This is a genomic window from Pseudomonas sp. HMSC08G10, from assembly GCF_001808425.1.
GTDB classification, from domain to species: Bacteria; Pseudomonadota; Gammaproteobacteria; order Pseudomonadales; family Pseudomonadaceae; genus Aquipseudomonas; species Aquipseudomonas guariconensis.
This window is the reverse complement of the sequence record NZ_KV793298.1, coordinates 382,355-398,207: the sequence shown is the minus strand read 5'-3', so window position 1 is coordinate 398,207 and position 15,853 is coordinate 382,355. Positions and strand designations below refer to the sequence as shown.

At 63.0% G+C, this 15,853-nt stretch carries 15 protein-coding genes and 1 pseudogene; 5 read left to right on the top strand and 11 right to left on the bottom strand.

Going from position 1 to position 15,853, the window contains the following annotated elements; all coding sequences use genetic code 11:
• Window positions 1-11: 11 nt before the first annotated feature.
• From HMPREF3173_RS07880 to HMPREF3173_RS07870, 3 genes are all read left to right on the top strand, one after another.
• Window positions 12-1,160, top strand: coding sequence for an NAD(P)/FAD-dependent oxidoreductase (locus HMPREF3173_RS07880; protein ID WP_070572162.1), 1,149 nt, complete (start codon window positions 12-14; stop codon window positions 1,158-1,160).
• A 189-nt stretch (window positions 1,161-1,349) separates the two neighbouring features.
• The gene (locus tag HMPREF3173_RS07875; protein WP_043209915.1) at window positions 1,350-1,649 is read left to right on the top strand and encodes an HU family DNA-binding protein; all 300 of its coding nucleotides are present in this window, start codon (window positions 1,350-1,352) and stop codon (window positions 1,647-1,649) included.
• Between the two features lie 155 nt (window positions 1,650-1,804).
• Complete coding sequence (locus tag HMPREF3173_RS07870) at window positions 1,805-2,179, top strand: hypothetical protein (RefSeq protein WP_043209913.1); 375 nt, start codon at window positions 1,805-1,807, stop codon at window positions 2,177-2,179.
• Between the two features lie 117 nt (window positions 2,180-2,296).
• Here the strand turns inward: HMPREF3173_RS07870 and HMPREF3173_RS07865 are convergent, their stop codons facing one another.
• From HMPREF3173_RS07865 to exbB, 6 genes are all read right to left on the bottom strand, one after another.
• Entirely contained in the window at window positions 2,297-3,700 is a 1,404-nt protein-coding gene (locus HMPREF3173_RS07865) for an aminoacyl-tRNA deacylase and HDOD domain-containing protein (protein ID WP_043209911.1), read from the bottom strand.
• A 141-nt stretch (window positions 3,701-3,841) separates the two neighbouring features.
• Entirely contained in the window at window positions 3,842-5,920 is a 2,079-nt protein-coding gene (gene recG / locus HMPREF3173_RS07860) for an ATP-dependent DNA helicase RecG (RefSeq protein WP_070572161.1), read from the bottom strand.
• Between the two features lie 3 nt (window positions 5,921-5,923).
• Window positions 5,924-6,850 carry a hydrogen peroxide-inducible genes activator gene (locus tag HMPREF3173_RS07855; RefSeq protein WP_043209907.1) on the bottom strand — a complete coding sequence of 309 codons (927 nt, stop codon included), beginning with the start codon at window positions 6,848-6,850 and terminating at the stop codon, window positions 5,924-5,926.
• Between the two features lie 94 nt (window positions 6,851-6,944).
• A complete protein-coding gene (locus tag HMPREF3173_RS07850) occupies window positions 6,945-7,679 on the bottom strand; it encodes an energy transducer TonB (protein ID WP_043209905.1) in 735 nt (244 codons plus the stop codon).
• Window positions 7,676-8,104: a TonB system transport protein ExbD gene (exbD, locus tag HMPREF3173_RS07845; RefSeq protein ID WP_043209902.1), complete on the bottom strand. Its 429-nt coding sequence runs from the start codon at window positions 8,102-8,104 to the stop codon at window positions 7,676-7,678. Before exbD ends, HMPREF3173_RS07850 begins: the two co-directional genes overlap by 4 nt.
• 3 nt (window positions 8,105-8,107) lie before the next feature.
• A complete protein-coding gene (gene exbB / locus HMPREF3173_RS07840) occupies window positions 8,108-9,070 on the bottom strand; it encodes a tonB-system energizer ExbB (RefSeq protein WP_070572281.1) in 963 nt (320 codons plus the stop codon).
• A gap of 191 nt (window positions 9,071-9,261) precedes the next feature.
• Here exbB and HMPREF3173_RS07835 point away from each other — a divergent pair, with 191 nt between their 5' ends.
• Window positions 9,262-10,113: an SDR family oxidoreductase gene (locus HMPREF3173_RS07835; RefSeq protein ID WP_070572159.1), complete on the top strand. Its 852-nt coding sequence runs from the start codon at window positions 9,262-9,264 to the stop codon at window positions 10,111-10,113.
• Between the two features lie 126 nt (window positions 10,114-10,239).
• Here HMPREF3173_RS07835 and HMPREF3173_RS07830 read toward each other — a convergent pair whose 3' ends face one another.
• The 5 genes from HMPREF3173_RS07830 to HMPREF3173_RS07810 all read right to left on the bottom strand — a co-directional run bounded on the left by HMPREF3173_RS07830 (window position 10,240) and on the right by HMPREF3173_RS07810 (window position 15,000).
• A complete protein-coding gene (locus HMPREF3173_RS07830; RefSeq protein ID WP_070572157.1) occupies window positions 10,240-10,965 on the bottom strand; it encodes a hypothetical protein in 726 nt (241 codons plus the stop codon).
• 56 nt (window positions 10,966-11,021) lie between these two features.
• On the bottom strand, window positions 11,022-11,402 hold the full coding sequence (locus tag HMPREF3173_RS07825; protein WP_043209898.1) for a RidA family protein: 381 nt from the start codon (window positions 11,400-11,402) through the stop codon (window positions 11,022-11,024).
• Between the two features lie 21 nt (window positions 11,403-11,423).
• On the bottom strand, window positions 11,424-13,532 hold the full coding sequence (spoT, locus tag HMPREF3173_RS07820; RefSeq protein ID WP_043209897.1) for a bifunctional GTP diphosphokinase/guanosine-3',5'-bis pyrophosphate 3'-pyrophosphohydrolase: 2,109 nt from the start codon (window positions 13,530-13,532) through the stop codon (window positions 11,424-11,426).
• 59 nt (window positions 13,533-13,591) lie between these two features.
• Complete coding sequence (gene rpoZ, locus HMPREF3173_RS07815) at window positions 13,592-13,855, bottom strand: DNA-directed RNA polymerase subunit omega (RefSeq protein WP_008091595.1); 264 nt, start codon at window positions 13,853-13,855, stop codon at window positions 13,592-13,594.
• Between the two features lie 272 nt (window positions 13,856-14,127).
• Complete coding sequence (locus HMPREF3173_RS07810; RefSeq protein WP_070572155.1) at window positions 14,128-15,000, bottom strand: LysR family transcriptional regulator; 873 nt, start codon at window positions 14,998-15,000, stop codon at window positions 14,128-14,130.
• Window positions 15,001-15,209: 209 nt separating this feature from the next.
• Here HMPREF3173_RS07810 and HMPREF3173_RS24880 point away from each other — a divergent pair.
• Window positions 15,210-15,853: pseudogene (locus tag HMPREF3173_RS24880) on the top strand (glutamine synthetase); the annotation flags it as partial.

The following is a 15,853-nucleotide window of genomic DNA, read 5'->3' as shown; positions in this document are numbered from 1 at the left end:
AGGAGCATGACATGACGTCCCCCGTGGTGATCATCGGTACCGGCCTTGCGGGCTACAATCTGGCCCGGGAGTTTCGCAAGCTCGACAGCGATACGCCGCTGTTGCTGATCACTGCCGACGATGGCCGTTCCTACTCCAAGCCCATGCTTTCCACCGGCTTTGCCAAGCAGAAGGATGCCGACGACCTGTGCATGGCCGAGCCGGGCGCCATGGCTGAACAGCTCAAGGCCGAGATCCGTACCCATACTCCCATCAGTGGCATCGATCCTGGCCACAAGCGTCTGTGGATCGGTGAAGAGGCGGTCGAGTACCGCGATCTCATCCTGGCGTGGGGCGCACAGACGGTCCAAGTGCCGATCGAGGGCGATGCGGCTGACCTGGTCTTCCCCATCAATGATCTTGAAGACTATGGGCGCTTTCGGGCCGCGGCGGCAGGCAAACACCGGGTGCTGATCCTCGGCGCTGGCCTGATCGGGTGCGAGTTCGCCAACGACATGAGCCTTGGCGGCTTCGAAGTCGATGTGGTCGCCCCTTGTGAGCAAGTGATGCCAACCCTACTGCACCCCGCTGCGGCCAGTGCGGTACAGGCGGGCCTGGAGGGGCTTGGGGTCCGCTTTCATCTGGGGCCGGTGCTGACCCGCCTGCAGCGCGATGAACAAGGCCTGGAGGCACACCTGTCCGATGGCCGCGTGATCGCCTGTGACCTGGTGGTCTCGGCCATCGGCCTGCGCCCGCGCACGGACCTTGCCGCTGCCGCGGGCTTGCAGACAAACCGGGGTGTGGTGGTGGACCGGCAGTTGCGCACCTCCCACGCTAATATCTTCGCCCTTGGCGATTGCGCCGAGGTCGACGGAATCAACCTGCTCTATGTCATGCCGCTGATGACCTGCGCCCGGGCCTTGGCCCAGACGCTCGCTGGCAACCCTACCGCTGTCGCCTATGGGCCGATGCCGGTGACCGTTAAAACCCCAGCGTGCCCGCTGGTGGTTTCCCCGCCCCCACCTGGGCGCGAAGGTGTCTGGCAGGTCGAGGGGCAGGGCGCCGACCTCAAGGTGCTCTGCCACGATGCCTCTGGCCAACTGCTGGGCTATGCGTTGACCGGCACGGCGGTAATGGAAAAGCTGGCGCTCAATCGGCAGTTGCCACCCCTGATGGCGTAAATAGCGGGCGCTCTGTCGGGTATGTCCTGTTCTTGAAGCGACAATGGCCACCCAAGTACTGGCGCGGCTTCGGTGAGCGTGCCATTCTCACTCCCGTCTGCCGCAGATTAGAGCCTGCGGTGCCTTGAACGCTGCTTCGCGAAGCAGCACGGCAATAACAACAAGAAATCCCGTATAAGAGGCTTCACTATGCGTAAACCAGAACTCGCCGCTGTTATCGCCGAAAAGGCCGACTTGACCAAGGAAAAGGCCAACCAGGTCTTGAATGCGATCCTCGACAGCATCACCGGTGCGCTGGACAAGGACACGGTCACCCTGGTCGGTTTCGGTACTTTTGAAAAACGTCATCGTGGCGCCCGCACCGGCAAGAACCCGCAGACCGGCCAGCCCGTCAAGATCAAAGCCAGCAACACTGTTGCCTTCAAGCCCGGCAAGAACCTGCGCGACAGCGTCAACCAACCCGCCAAGCCTGCGAAAAAAGGCAAATGACCCTTCATCGATAACAGTGGTTATCCAAACGGGCGCCCTGGGCGCCCGTTGTGCATTCAGGTACCTGGAAAATCGTCGAAACAGCAGATTTGCATTGAGCGACCAATAAAAGGATAAACTGCGCCGCTCAGTCATTTTTTAGTCGAGGCGTGTTGATGAAGTTTCGCTTCCTGCTCTGGGCCATGGGCCTATTGATGGCCAGGGCCAGCCGCAACAATCCGGCGTTCCAGCAACAATTGCGTGACAAGGATCTGGTGTTCCAGATGCAGACCCTCGATGGCCGGATCGGCCGGCATTTCATCGTCAGCGGCGAGCGCATCAGCAGTAAAGGGGGCCTGCACCCGCAGCCGGCCTTCGCCATTGCCTTCAAGGACGCAGCCTTTGGCTTCGCCACGCTCCAGGCCAGCAACAAGCAGCTGGCCTTCATGCAAGGCATTCAGGACAAGAGTATCCAGATCAAGGGCAATCCGGCGCTGGTCATCTGGTTCCAGGGCCTGATGAAATACCTCAAGCCCAAGAAGAAGGGCTGATAAGGGGAGCGGCTTTTCCTGTTGTCTTCTCGGCGGGTAAGCCCGACCCCCTAGGGGTCACGGGTTTACCTGAGCAGGCCGGTGCACAAGGCGGTTGCTCCCAAAGCTGCTCACCGCTTAATGCGGGGCATGGAACTGCGAGGCCAGTTCGCGCAGCAACGCCTCGGCCTCCAGCACCTTGTTCACGACATCATCGGCCTTTTCCCGGGTCAGGCTCAGCCGTTCCAGCAGGGCCTCGGGAATCTCCTCCTGAGGCCCTGAGCCGATACCGCGGGCCCGCAACAGGCGAATCGCCAGGCACACCAGGTTGGGGAACGCCGAATTCTCCCCCTCATAGCTCGGGTCGTGCTGGAAGCGCAGCGCGGTGCACAGCTCTTCAGGCATGTCCCACAGCTTCATCAGCCAGGCGCCGATCTGTTCGCGGCTGATGCCCAGCAGGTGTTGCTCCACGTAGGTGTGGCACAGGTGCGGATTGACCTCCAGATGGCGGCAGATCAGCGAGAAGTGCGGCGGAAACACGTGCGCCAGCAGCAGATACCCGAAATTGTGCAGAAGGCCCGCCAGGTAGGTCAGGCCGGCCTCAGGTCGCTCGGCTCGGGGCATGGCACGGGTCAGGCCTTCGATAACCGCAGCGGTGTAGATCGACTGCTGCCAGTAGGGCGTGGTTTGCTGAGGGTGGTCCTTGGGCAGGCTCAAGGTCTTGCCTAGCGCCAGGCCCAAGGCCAGGTTGATCACCAGGTCGAAGCCCAGTACGCGCACGATGGCATCCTCCACCGAACGGATCTTGCCGGGCGAGGCGTAGTAAGGCGAGGCTGCCCAACTGACCACCTGAGCGGCCAGGGCCGGGTCGGTTTCCACGACACCGGTGATGTCATCGATGCTGGCATTGGGGTCGACGCGCAGTTTGATGATTTTCTGTGCGGTGTCCGCCAGCGGAGGAATCTCGATGGTCTGCTCGAGGCGTTGCTGGATGCGTCGTGCGGTGAAGGCCTGGACGGCGCGGGTGATTTCCTGGGGGTCATCGTGCGGGCGGTCGAGGTTGGGCCGGATGTCGTGGGTCTGTTCGCCGAAGTTACCCGCGCTGGCTTTGCTCAACATGCCTTTGAATGCCTCACGTGGGATCTCAAGCAGCAAGCCGGGTTCACCGGACTGGATCAGCAGATTGTCGACTTTCAGCAGGCTGGCTTCGTAGAGGCAGGGGTAGCTGGTCAATGCCGGGATCCCCGGCAGGGTCTTGAGGGCATGCTTGTCGAGCATGTGCGCAAGGCGTGCGACCGGCACGGCCACCAGCTTGCGACCGGTAAGCTCGGTCAGGCGGTTCAAGTCCAGCAACTGGCTCTGCGGGAACAGCACCATCAAAGCGCCGACTTCGTCGTCGAGAAGGATCGCCTGGACTCGAGCGTTGACCGGTAGCTGCGCATGTTCGGGCACTTCGCGGTAGGGCACGCCGAGCTTGTCGAGCAACAGCCGAATGACAGAGGGTGCGTGTGGGGTCGAAGTATCCAGGGCAACTTCAGTCATGGTCTGAGTCCAAGGTTTTCTTTTAAACGCGAAGTATAACCACCCGGCGCGATAACTGGATCCATTATGCTTCGATGGTGGCCCAGGCAGCGTGAGGCTGCAAAACAGGCCTCTAGGTTTGGGTGCATTTCGTGATCGGTATCACACCTGTCCGTACTGTTGGCCATGGCGCAGCCAGCGGTCCAACAGTGGGCTGACATGGTCGGGCCAACGGGCCAGCAGCGCCTGGGCTGCATCACGCACGGCAGGGAGCAGGTCTGCGTCACGCATCAGATCCGCTACCTTGAACTGCAGCAGACCGGTCTGGCGGGTGCCGAGCATTTCGCCGGGGCCGCGCAGCTCCAGGTCTTTCTCGGCGATGACGAAGCCGTCATTGGTTTCGCGCATGATACCCAGGCGTTCACGGCCGATCTGCGACAGGGGCGGATGATAGAGCAGCACGCAATGGCTGACCGCGCTGCCCCGGCCCACCCGGCCGCGCAGCTGGTGCAACTGGGCAAGGCCCAGGCGCTCGGGGTTCTCGATGATCATCAGGCTGGCGTTGGGGACATCCACGCCCACCTCGATCACGGTGGTCGCCACCAGCAACTGGAGATTGCCGGCCTTGAACTCGGCCATCACCGCGGCTTTTTCCGCCGGTTTCATGCGTCCGTGGATCAGGCCCACACGCAGTTCGCCCAGGGCGCTGCCCAGCTCCTCGAAGGTGCTTTCTGCCGCCTGGCAGGTCAGTTCTTCCGACTCTTCGATCAGGGTACAGACCCAATACGCCTGGCGCCCTTCGGCGCAGGCCGCGCGTACCCGCTCGACCACTTCGAAGCGCCGGCTGTCGGCCACCAGCACGGTGTTCACCGGGGTACGGCCAGGGGGCAGCTCGTCGAGGATGGAGGTGTCCAGGTCGGCGTAGGCGCTCATGGCAAGCGTGCGCGGAATCGGGGTGGCGGTCATGATCAACTGGTGCGGGCACAGTTCGCCGTTCACGCCTTTCTGGCGCAGGGCCAGGCGCTGCTGGACGCCGAACCGGTGTTGCTCGTCGATGATCGCCAGGGCCAGGCGACGGAATTTCACTTCCTCCTGGAACAGCGCATGGGTGCCGACCACCATCGGCACGCCGCTGGCGATCTGCTCCAAGGCGCTGGCGCGCGCCTTGCCTTTGAGCTTGCCGGCCAGCCAGGCCACCTCGAGGCCCAAGGGCTCGAGCCAGCGTTTGAAGGTCAGGTAATGCTGTTCGGCGAGGATCTCGGTAGGCGCCATGAGGGCCACCTGGTAGCCGGCTTCCAGGGCCTGCAAGGCGGCAAGGGCCGCGACTACCGTCTTGCCTGCGCCGACATCGCCCTGCACCAGACGCATCATCGGCTCGGGCTGGCTGAGGTCGTAGGCGATTTCGTTGCCGACCCGCTGCTGGGCGCCGGTGGGGCTGAAGCCCAGGTTGGCCAGGTACTGCGCTGGCAGGCGGCTGGCCTTGGGCAATACCGGGGCTCGCAGGGCGCGCAGGCTTTCACGCAGGCGCTGTTGGGAGAGCTGATGGGTCAGCAGCTCCTCGAAGGCCAGGCGATGCTGGGCCCAGTGCTGGCCTTCGGCGAGTTCGTCGAGGTCGGCGTCGGCCGGTGGGTTGTGCAGGTAGCGGATCGCATCGTCCAGCGGCGCCAGGTGGTAATCCCGGGCCAGTTCTTCGGGCAGCCAGTCCGGCAGGCTGCGCGGGCCGAGCATGGCTAGGCTCTGCTGGCACAACAGGCGCAGGCGTTGCTGTGTCAGGCCTTCGGTACTCGGATAGATGGGCGTCAGGGTCTGTTCGACTGGTGGCGCCGGTTCGCTGCCATTGAGCGCGCGGTACTCCGGGTGATAGATCTCAAGCCCCGACGCACCGGGGCGGGCCTCACCGTAGCAGCGCAGATGGGTGCCACGCTTGAGGCCTTCTTTCTGGGCATTGCTGAAATGATAGAAACGTAGGCTCAGCACGCCGGTGCCGTCTCCCAGGCGCACCACCAGGCTGCGGCGTTTGCCCATGGTCACGTCGGCGCCGCTGACCACACCTTCGATCACCGCGTCCTGACCGGGACGCAAAGCCCCGATGGGCACCACGCGGGTGCGATCCTGATAGCGCAGCGGCAGGTGAAACAGCAGGTCTTGCAGGTTCTCCAAGCCGACCTTGGCCAGTTTCTCGGCCATGGCTTCGCCCACACCCTTGAGGGCGGTCACCGGGACAGTCGACAGCTCGGTCATGGGTCAGGCCGATTTTTCCGCAGGCGGCTTGGCGACCGAGCAGAGGCGGATCGAGTCGGCGAGGATCTCGATGGCCTTGGGCCGCGGGAAGCTGGCGCGCCAGGCGATGGCGACTGTACGGAAAGGCGAAGGCGCCGTGAGTGGGCGCACCTCGATCACGCCTGGGGCGTAATGGTGGCTGTGTACGGCCGACAGCGGCAGGATCGACACGCCAAGCCCTGAGGCGACCATGTGGCGGATGGTTTCCAGCGAGCTGGATTCGACCGTGGTGTGCTTGGAGCCTTCGCCGCCCTTGTTGATGGTCGGGCAGGCCTCCAGCACCTGGTCACGGAAGCAGTGACCCTCGCCGAGCAACAGCAGGCTCTTGTCATTGAGCATGGCGGTGTCGATGGTCTTCTTGGCGGTCCAAGGGTGATCGGCGGGCATCAGCGCGTAGAAGGGCTCGTCGTACAGCGGCAGCGTCAGTACGTCGGCCTCGTTGAACGGCAGGGCAATGATCACGGCGTCCAGCTCGCCGTTGCGCAGTTTTTCGCGCAGCACGTGGGTGAAGTTCTCTTCGATGTACAGCGGCATCTGCGGGGCGACCCGGTGCAGCTGCGGAATGAGGTGCGGGAAGAGATAGGGACCGACGGTATAGATGGCACCGACCTTGAGCGGCGCGGTGAGTTGGTTCTTGCCGGCCTGGGCCAGTTCGCGGATACCCTGGGCCTGCTCCAGGACCTTCTGCGCTTGGGCGACGATGCTTTCACCGACCGGGGTCAGACGCACCGCGCTCTTGCTGCGCTCGAAGATCAGCACGCCAAGCTCGTCCTCGAGTTTCTTCACACCGACCGACAGGGTCGGCTGGCTGACATGGCAACGCTCGGCGGCGTGGCCGAAATGCTGCTCCTGGGCGAGTGTGACGATGTAGCGTAATTCTGTGAGGGTCATAACGTGCGTCCATGAAGTTGCGGCCCCAGCATAGCGGCTGCAATCGATAGACGCACGTTATCAGACTTGCTGTTTTGTGACAGAAACAAAAGTATCAGCGACGGTCCAGCGAGTAGACGAACGGCGCCACGACTTCGATCTGACCATTGTTCAGCAATTCCTTCGGCGGTTTGGGTACTGGCTGCGCCCGGCGGATCATTTCCAGGGTTGCTCGGTCCAGCGCCGCACTGCCCGAACCACCGGCCAGCGAGAACGACAATACCTTGCCTTCGGCGTCGACCACGAAGCGCAGCCTGTTGATGCCTTGCAGACCACGGCGGCGAGCGTCTTCCGGATATCGCTTGTACTTGGCCAGGTGGCGCAGCAAGTCGCTCTGCCATGTCGGCAGCGCATTGCTGTTGGACGCGATGCTCGGCGCCGGTGCCGCCGATTTCTGCGGTGGTGTGTTGCTGGGCGGCGTGTCCGCGACCTGTTCCTTGGCCGGTGGCAAATCCTTCGGCGGCTCAGGTTTTTTCTCAGGCTTGGGCGGTTGAGGCTTGGCCTTGGGCTTGGGTGGTTTGGCGATGGCGATCTTCGGCTTGGGCGCCTCCACCAGCTTGGGCAGCGGAGGCTCTTCGACCGGTGCCGGAGGCTGCGGTGCGGCCTTGGGCGGTGGTGGCGGTGCCGGTGCGGGCAGCGGCGCCAGCTCGACCATCATGGCTGCCGGTGGCAGCTCGACGGCCTGGGGCACGGACCAGTTCAGGGTCAGTAGCACCGCCAGCACATGCACGCCCAGCACGATCGCCAGGCTGACGCCGTAGCGCGCCAGGTTGGACCGTGTCGTTGTCATTGCTTGGCTGCCGTTTCGAGACCGACCAGGCCGACCTTGAGGTAGCCGGCGGCGCGCATGGTGTTCATCACTTCCATCAGGTCGCCGTAATCAACCCCCTTGTCGGCCTGGAAGAAGATCGTGGTTTCCTTGTCACCCTTGGTCTTGGCATCGAGCATTGCGCCAAGCTGGTCGCGCTGGGCCACCTCGTCATCGCCGACATAGAGTTTCTTGTCGGTCTTGACGCTGACGAACACCGGCTTCTCGGGCCTCGGCGCCGGCTTGGCGGTCGAGGCTGGTAGGTCGACCTTGATGTCGACGGTAGCCAGCGGGGCGGCGACCATGAAGATGATCAGCAGCACCAGCATGACGTCGATGAAAGGCGTGACGTTGATTTCGTGGTTTTCGGCGAGGTCGTCGCCACCTTCGTTGAGATGCAGGCCCATGGCTTACCCCACTTTCACCATGTGCGGGGCAATGCGCTCGCCACCCTGGTGGTCCAGGTCACGGCTCACCAGCAGCAGTACTTGGGCCGAGGCGTCGGAGACCTGGGCCTTGTAGCCGGCGATCGAGCGGGCGAAGACGTTATAGATGACCACGGCCGGAATGGCCGCGACCAGGCCCAGGGCGGTGGCCAGCAGGGCTTCGGCGATGCCGGGGGCGACTACGGCCAGGTTGGTGGTCTGGGTCTTGGCGATGCCGATGAAGCTGTTCATGATGCCCCAGACGGTACCGAACAGTCCGACGAAAGGCGCAGTGGAACCGATGGTGGCAAGCATGCCGGTGCCGCTGCTCATGCTGCGGCCGCTGGCGGCGACCAGGCGCTCCAGGCGGAAGCTGACGCGCTCTTTGATGCCTTCCTTCTCACGGGCATTGACCGAGAGGCGCATTTCGTCCAGCGCATCATGGACCAAGGTGTGGGCCAGGGTGCCTGCCTTGTTGGCGGCGTCGCTCGCTTCCTTGAGGCTGGCTGCTTTCTTCAGCAAGGCGATTTCGCCACGCAGGCGGCGCTTGGCACCCATCAGCTCGAAGCCCTTGGCGATCCAGATGGTCCAGGTGATCAGCGAGGCGATGGCCAGGCCGATCATCACGGCTTTGACGACTACGTCGGCGTTCTTGTACATGCCCCAGGGAGAAAGATCGTGTGCCATGCCCAGAGACGTGTCTTCGACCAGGGCCTGGACGTTCTCGTCCGCAGGTGCCTGGGCATTGGGGGTAGCAGCGGGGGCCTGGGTTTCACCGGTTGGAGCCGGGGCGGCAGGTGCTGCAGCGGCAGCGGGGGCGCTGGTGGCTGCGGTGGCAGGCTCATCGGCCATAGCGGCCGGGGCCAGCACCAGGCTGAGGGTCAGCGCGGCGATGGCGCGCCATGCGCGCGACGTGGTTGGCGAAGCGGAGGATTGTGTACGTGTCATGCTGGCCGGACCTGATGAAGATAAAAAGGTGACGTTCTCCAAGGCCTCGAGGCGGGCCGAGAACAGATAGGGCGCCATTATTGCAAGTAATTCTTGTTAGCAGAAGTAATAAAGTTGCCTTTTTTAACCATCGTCTAGCCGCCTATCGATTAATCCGGGTAGCCTGAACCTTTGCCTGTGGAGCGATTGAAATGTCCGAACCCTGCGTGATGATCGTTGGCTGCGGTGATGTAGGCGGTCGTCTAGCTCGCCAGTTGCTGGCGCTGGGCTGGCAGGTCAGTGGCTTACGACGCTCGGTCGAGCACCTGCCTGCGGGCGTCTTGCCGATTGCCGCCGACCTGTCCGAGCCCGCGATACCGGCAGCCTGGCCCCAGCGATCGCCCGACTACCTGGTGTACTGCGTGGCCGCCAGCCAACACGATGAGGCGGGATACCAGGCTGCTTATGTCGACGGTCTGCGTCATGTGCTCGATTGGCTAAAGGCGCGTGGACAGCAGCCCCGACGGCTGCTGTTCGTGTCCAGCAGCAGTGTGTATGCGCAGGCGCAGGGCGAGTGGGTCGACGAGAACGCGGTGACTGAACCCCAAGGCTATTCGGGCCGCGTGATGCTGCAGGCCGAGCAGTTGGCGCTGCACAGCGGGCTGCCCGCAACGCTCGTGCGCCTGACCGGCATCTATGGCCCGGGTCGGGAGTGGCTGCTCAGCCAGGTGCGTCAGGGTTACCGGGTGGCCGAGGAGCCGCCGCTGTATGGCAACCGCATCCATGCCGAGGATGCGGCAGGTTTGCTGGCCTTCCTGCTCCAGGCCGACGCCCGTGGCGTGGCGCTGGACGCATGCTATATCGGCGTTGATGACGACCCTGCACCCTTGGCCGAGGTAGTGGGCTGGCTGCGCCAGTACATGGGCGTGAGCGAATGGTCGGACGAGCAACGCGTTCGGCGTACCGGCAGCAAGCGCTGCAGCAATGCACGAGCACGTGCGCTGGGATGGGCGCCGCAGTATCCAAGCTACAGGGAAGGGTACACCGCAATCTTGAAAGGGTAGACCGCAATCAAGGCTGCTTCTGGCAGGACAGCCTCGGGTGTTCGCAGCTAAACCCGTCCCACAGGCACCGTGGCGTTATTGAGGGTGCCGCGGTGCCTGTGGGAGCGAGGGATTTGCGAGGTCGAATCAGTCGCGCTCAAGCACCCACTGCCGGGCGCCGGGGGCCAGCTGCGGCTTTTCGTCTGGCTGGGCACGATTGACCGCTTGATGGATCTCCAGCGTGTCGCCGTCGCGCTTGAATATCCACGGCGCGCCTCGTTGGTTGCGCTCTAACCACAGGCTGTCGTTGTCGCCGCCCATGTCGGCGCAATCACCCGCCAGGCAGAGTGCGTAGCGATCCAGATTCGGCAGGCCAGTCACGCTGCCGTTGTCGGCGAAGCGCACCGTCGCACCTTTGCCCGGACCCTCGACGATCTTCCACTCGCCACCCAGATAGGCGGTATACAGGGCCTTTTCAAAACTGCCGCCAAGCGGTGTGTTGGCGGAGGCCGTCGGCACCTTCACGAAGGTCTGCTTGTTGCCGTTTTGCGAGGTGACGCGCAGTTTGTCGCCACTGAGGTCCAGTTGCTCGGTCTGGCCGCCGGTGAAGCTGGCCTGCCACTGGTCTTCCTTCGCGCTCAGGTAACCATCCACTGCCTCGAAGCCGTTGCTGTAGCTGGCTTGCTGGTTGGCGGTGTCGATTTTCCATTCGAGTACGGGCCCTTTTTTGCTCAGGGCCTGGTGCAGGCTGCTGCCGTCGGCGGCATCGATGGCGTCCTGGTTGATCCAGGTGCCGTTGTAGTCTTCAGGTTTGTGACTGGCACAGCCGCCCAGGAGCAGGGCTGCCAGTGCAAAGGGCAGGGCATGGCGCATGGCGTAAAACCTTGGGGCAGGAAAGGTGACGGGCAGGGCGCCCGTCACCGGAGGCATCACTCGATGACCAGGATCGCGTCCATCTCGACCTGGGAGCCTTTCGGCAGAGCGGCAACGCCGATAGCGGCGCGCGCTGGGTAAGGCTGCTCGAAGTAACGACCCATGATCTCGTTGACCTTGGCGAAGTGGCTCAGGTCGGTGAGGAAGATGTTCAGCTTGACGATGTCTTTGAACGAACCGCCAGCGGCCTCGGCAACGGCCTTGAGGTTTTCGAAGACCTGGACGGTCTGGGCTTCGAAGCCTTCGACCAGTTCCATGGTTTTCGGATCCAGCGGGATCTGGCCGGACATGTAGACGGTGTTGCCGGCCTTGATCGCCTGGGAGTAGGTGCCGATGGCGGCTGGGGCCTTGTCGCTGTTGATGACGGTCTTGGTCATGATGACTCCTTGGTTGACGGACTACGTACGCATGCGGGTGATGCGGACCACGCCGGTCAGGGTACGCAACTTCTTGATCACGCGGGCCAGGTGCACGCGATCATGCACGCTGACCACCAGTTGGACCACGCTGATACGGCCGTCGCGTTCGTCCATGCTGATTTTTTCGATATTGCCGTCGGCGGCATTGACGCTGCTGGCCAACAAGGCGATCAGGCCGCGCTGGTGCTCCAGCTCGACACGCAGTTCGACATTGAACTCACCGGTGATGTCCTTGGCCCAGGAGAGCTGCACGCATTTTTCCGGGTTGTGGCGGATTTCACTGATGTTGCGGCAGTTTTCCAGGTGCACGACCATGCCTTTGCCGGCCGATAGGTGCCCGACGATCGGGTCGCCGGGGATCGGGGTGCAGCACTTGGCGTAGCTGAGCACCAGGCCTTCGGTGCCGCGGATGGCCAGCGGGCCTTCCGGTGCGGGCAGTTGCTCGCCTTCGGCGGACAACAGGCGGCGAGCCACAACATAGGCCATGCGATTGCCCAGGCCGATGTCTTCGAGCAGATCCTCGAGCAGCTCCAGTCGGTATTCGCTGAGTATGGACTGGATGCGCTCCGGCGGGATTTTCTCCAGGCTGCTGTCGAAACCGGTGAGCACTTTGTTCAGCAGGCGTTCGCCCAGGCTGATCGACTCGGAGCGGCGTTGCTGCTTGAGTGCGTGACGAATGTGCGTACGCGCCTTGCCGGTGACCACGAAGTTGAGCCAGGCTGGGTTGGGGCGTGCGCCCGGCGCGCTGACGATTTCCACTGTCGAGCCGCTTTGCAGCGGTTCGGACAAGGGCGCCAGGCGGCGATTGATGCGGCAGGCGATGCAGCTGTTGCCGACGTCAGTATGCACTGCGTAGGCGAAGTCGACGGCGGTGGAGCCTTTGGGCAGCTCCATGATCCGGCCCTTGGGCGTGAAGACGTAGACTTCGTCCGGGAACAGATCGATCTTGACGCTCTCGATGAATTCCAGCGAGTTGCCGGCACGCTGCTGCAGTTCGAGGATGCCCTTGACCCATTGCCGGGCGCGGGCATGGTTGCCCTTGGGCTGTTCGTCCTCGTTGGACTTGTACAGCCAGTGGGCGGCGATCCCGTTGTTGGCCATCTCTTCCATTTCGCGAGTGCGGATCTGGATCTCGATGGGTACGCCGTGCATGCCGAATAGCGTCGTGTGCAGCGACTGGTAGCCGTTGGCCTTGGGAATCGCGATGTAGTCCTTGAAGCGACCGGGCAGCGGCTTGTACAGGTTGTGTACGGCGCCGAGCACGCGATAGCAGGTATCGACCTTGTCGACGATGATGCGGAAGGCATACACGTCCATGATCTCGTTGAAGGCGCGGCGCTTGCCGCGCATCTTCTTGTAGATGCCATAGAGGTGTTTTTGCCGGCCGCTGACCTCGCCCTCGATGCCGTCCGCGGCCAGGCAATTGGCCAGCGACTGTTCGATCTTGGCGACGATTTCCTTGCGGTTGCCACGGGCGCTCTTGACGGCGCGGTGGATGAGCGAGGAACGCATCGGGTGCATCGCTTTGAAGCCGAGGTCTTCGAATTCCACGCGCACATTATGCATGCCCAGGCGATTGGCTATGGGGGCGTAGATTTCGAGGGTTTCCTTGGCGATGCGTCGGCGTTTTTCGCCAGAGAGCACTTCCAGGGTGCGCATGTTGTGCAGGCGGTCGGCCAGCTTGACCAGGATCACACGGATGTCCCGGGCCATGGCCATAGCCATCTTCTGGAAGTTTTCGGCCTGGGCCTCGGCCTTGGTCTCGAAGTTCATCTGGGTCAGCTTGCTGACCCCGTCGACCAGCTCGGCGACAGTTTCGCCGAATTGCTGGCAGAGGGCTTCCTTGGCGATGCCGGTGTCTTCGATCACATCGTGCAGCATGGCGGCCATCAGGCTTTGATGGTCCATGTGCATGTCGGCCAGGATGCTGGCCACGGCCAGCGGATGGGTCACGTAGGGCTCGCCGCTGCGGCGGCGTTGGCCATCGTGCGCCTGTTCGGCGTAGAAGTAGGCCCGGCGGACCAGATTGACCTGGTCGGGGCCGAGGTAGGTCGACAGCCGTTCGGCGAGGGCTTCTATACCCGGCATGGGTTCACCTCCTGCCGAGGGAGAGGGCCTTGTGCCGCACGATGTCGACCGGGCATGGATCAGACAGCCTCGTTGTTCTCGTCCTCGAACGCAGCGAAGACCGGATCTTCAGTGACGATCTCTTCGGCGGCGATGAACTCAGGAGTGACGATACCTTCGGCGATTTCGCGCAGGGCGACGACGGTCGGCTTGTCGTTTTCCCATGCAACGCGCGGCTCTTTGCCGCCGGTGGCCAGCTGACGGGCGCGCTTGGTCGAGAGCATGACCAGCTCAAAGCGGTTATCCACGTGTTCCAGGCAGTCTTCAACAGTTACGCGGGCCATGGTCTTCCTCAGTAGCAAATGCGTTAGCGTGCAGCCCAGAGTGGGCAGGCGGACTCGATAGTTTAAAAAATCACCAGCCAATAGGGAAGCGCTGTTTTGTCAGGTGCTGGTCTGTCGGCCCTGTGTTGGCTGCTTCGCGGGTAAACCCACAGGCACGGCGTTGTGCATGTGGGAGCGGACTTGTTCGCGAAAGCACCGGAACAGACACCAGCACGCTCTACCCTGACGATAACGGGATGCATAGACGGCAGACAACCCTCCTTGGCGCGTTCTCACAACATGGCGTCGCGCAGGCGCGGGGTGAGCTCTTCGAACAAGGTCTGTACCGAGCGCAGCGCTCGGCAGTCCGGGCGGGTCAGCAGCCACAGCTGGGTGTCGCAACCGGGCAGGGGGCCGCTCAGGGCCTCGACCTCGGGCAGGGCATCGACCATGTAGTCCGGTAGTGCCGCGACGCCAAGGCCGGTGCTCACCAGCTGGGCGATGGTCGACATGCTGCTGCACTGGTAGCGTGGATTCAGGCCAGGGTACTGCTGGTTGCGCCAGACGACTGTGGGATGGTCCTGCATCGAGTCGTCCGGGGCGATCCACGGCACGCTGTGATGCGACTCGTCCAGGCGCTCGCGCCACTGCGCTTGGCCGCAGACCACGTAGGACGTGGAGCCCAGGCAGCGGCCGACAAGGTGCTCGGGCGGTGTGTTGGTCAGGCGCAGCGCGATGTCGGCATCGCGTCGACTGAGGTTGGCGAAGGTGTTGGAGGTGCCTAGCTCCAGCGACAGGGCAGGGTAGTTCGACATGAAATCGGCCAGCGCTGGCAGCAACAGGCTGTGCATGACTGCTTCGGTGCACGTCAGACGAACGGTACCGCTGACGACCTGTTCCCCGCTGGTCAGGGCGATGCGTGCGGCATCGAGCGCCTGCTCGGCGCGCTCGGCCTGCTCTGCCAGGGCCTGGGCGGTATCGGTGGGCAGGTAGCCTTTGCGACTCTTGACGAACAGTGCTGTGCCCAGTGCGGACTCCAGTCGGCGAATCGAGCGAAACACCGTCGAGACGTCTACTTTGAGCAGTTCGGCGGCTTTGGCCAGCGAGCGACCACGCTCTAGGGCCAGGACCAGGGAAAGGTCGGCATGGGTAATCTGATATTGCATTGTTGCACGCTCTGCTTGCCGAAATGCCAATGTCTGTTGCGTTGAGGCCATTTTATAGTGGAACGGCCCCCGGGAATCAATGCACACCGGGTCGCACCCTATCCCCAACGATGGGACAGTGAAAAGAACAACAGTAGCAACCATCGCCGCCCGCGAGGCGCCAGCAGTATCCCTCCACATCGCCGCCCCGAATCAAAGGATGTACAGCCATGACGTCGGTAATCCCGTGCGCCAGTTCTTCCAGCGAGATGAATGAATTCCTAGAGGCTCATCCGGACACGCAGTTCGTCGATCTGCTGATTTCCGACATGAACGGTGTGGTACGCGGCAAGCGCATCGAGCGCGCCAGCCTGCACAAGGTATACGAGAAAGGCATCAATCTGCCGGCGTCGTTGTTTGCCCTGGATATCAACGGCTCGACCGTCGAGAGCACCGGCCTTGGCCTGGACATCGGCGATGCCGACCGCATCTGCTATCCGATCCCCGGCACTTTGTCCGACGAGCCTTGGCAGAAGCGCCCCACTGCCCAACTGCTGATGACCATGCATGAGCTGGACGGCGCCCCATTCTTCGCCGACCCACGTGAAGTGCTGCGTCAAGTGGTCGCCAAATTCGACGAGCTGGGCCTGGATATCTGCGCAGCCTTCGAACTCGAGTTCTACCTGATCGACCAGGACAACCTCAATGGCCGTCCGCAGCCGCCGCGCTCACCGATCTCCGGCAAGCGCCCGCAGTCGACCCAGGTGTACCTGATCGATGATCTGGACGAGTACGCCGACTGCCTGCAGGACATGCTGGAAGCGGCGAAGGAGCAAGGCATCCCGGCCGACGCCATCGTCAAGGAAAGCGCCCC

Excerpts from the sequence above, each read along its gene's own strand:
- HMPREF3173_RS07865 (WP_043209911.1), bottom strand. The coding sequence starts at position 3,700 with ATGACTGAAGTTGCCCTGGATACTTCGACCCCACACGCACCCTCTGTC.
- recG (WP_070572161.1), bottom strand. The coding sequence starts at position 5,920 with ATGACCGAGCTGTCGACTGTCCCGGTGACCGCCCTCAAGGGTGTGGGC.
- HMPREF3173_RS07880 (WP_070572162.1), top strand. The coding sequence starts at position 12 with ATGACGTCCCCCGTGGTGATCATCGGTACCGGCCTTGCGGGCTACAAT.
- spoT (WP_043209897.1), bottom strand. The coding sequence starts at position 13,532 with ATGCCGGGTATAGAAGCCCTCGCCGAACGGCTGTCGACCTACCTCGGC.
- rpoZ (WP_008091595.1), bottom strand. The coding sequence starts at position 13,855 with ATGGCCCGCGTAACTGTTGAAGACTGCCTGGAACACGTGGATAACCGC.
- HMPREF3173_RS07875 (WP_043209915.1), top strand. The coding sequence starts at position 1,350 with ATGCGTAAACCAGAACTCGCCGCTGTTATCGCCGAAAAGGCCGACTTG.
- exbB (WP_070572281.1), bottom strand. The coding sequence starts at position 9,070 with ATGACACGTACACAATCCTCCGCTTCGCCAACCACGTCGCGCGCATGG.
- HMPREF3173_RS07870 (WP_043209913.1), top strand. The coding sequence starts at position 1,805 with ATGAAGTTTCGCTTCCTGCTCTGGGCCATGGGCCTATTGATGGCCAGG.
- HMPREF3173_RS07835 (WP_070572159.1), top strand. The coding sequence starts at position 9,262 with ATGTCCGAACCCTGCGTGATGATCGTTGGCTGCGGTGATGTAGGCGGT.
- HMPREF3173_RS07855 (WP_043209907.1), bottom strand. The coding sequence starts at position 6,850 with ATGACCCTCACAGAATTACGCTACATCGTCACACTCGCCCAGGAGCAG.
- HMPREF3173_RS07825 (WP_043209898.1), bottom strand. The coding sequence starts at position 11,402 with ATGACCAAGACCGTCATCAACAGCGACAAGGCCCCAGCCGCCATCGGC.
- HMPREF3173_RS07830 (WP_070572157.1), bottom strand. The coding sequence starts at position 10,965 with ATGCGCCATGCCCTGCCCTTTGCACTGGCAGCCCTGCTCCTGGGCGGC.
- HMPREF3173_RS07810 (WP_070572155.1), bottom strand. The coding sequence starts at position 15,000 with ATGCAATATCAGATTACCCATGCCGACCTTTCCCTGGTCCTGGCCCTA.
- HMPREF3173_RS07850 (WP_043209905.1), bottom strand. The coding sequence starts at position 7,679 with ATGACAACGACACGGTCCAACCTGGCGCGCTACGGCGTCAGCCTGGCG.
- exbD (WP_043209902.1), bottom strand. The coding sequence starts at position 8,104 with ATGGGCCTGCATCTCAACGAAGGTGGCGACGACCTCGCCGAAAACCAC.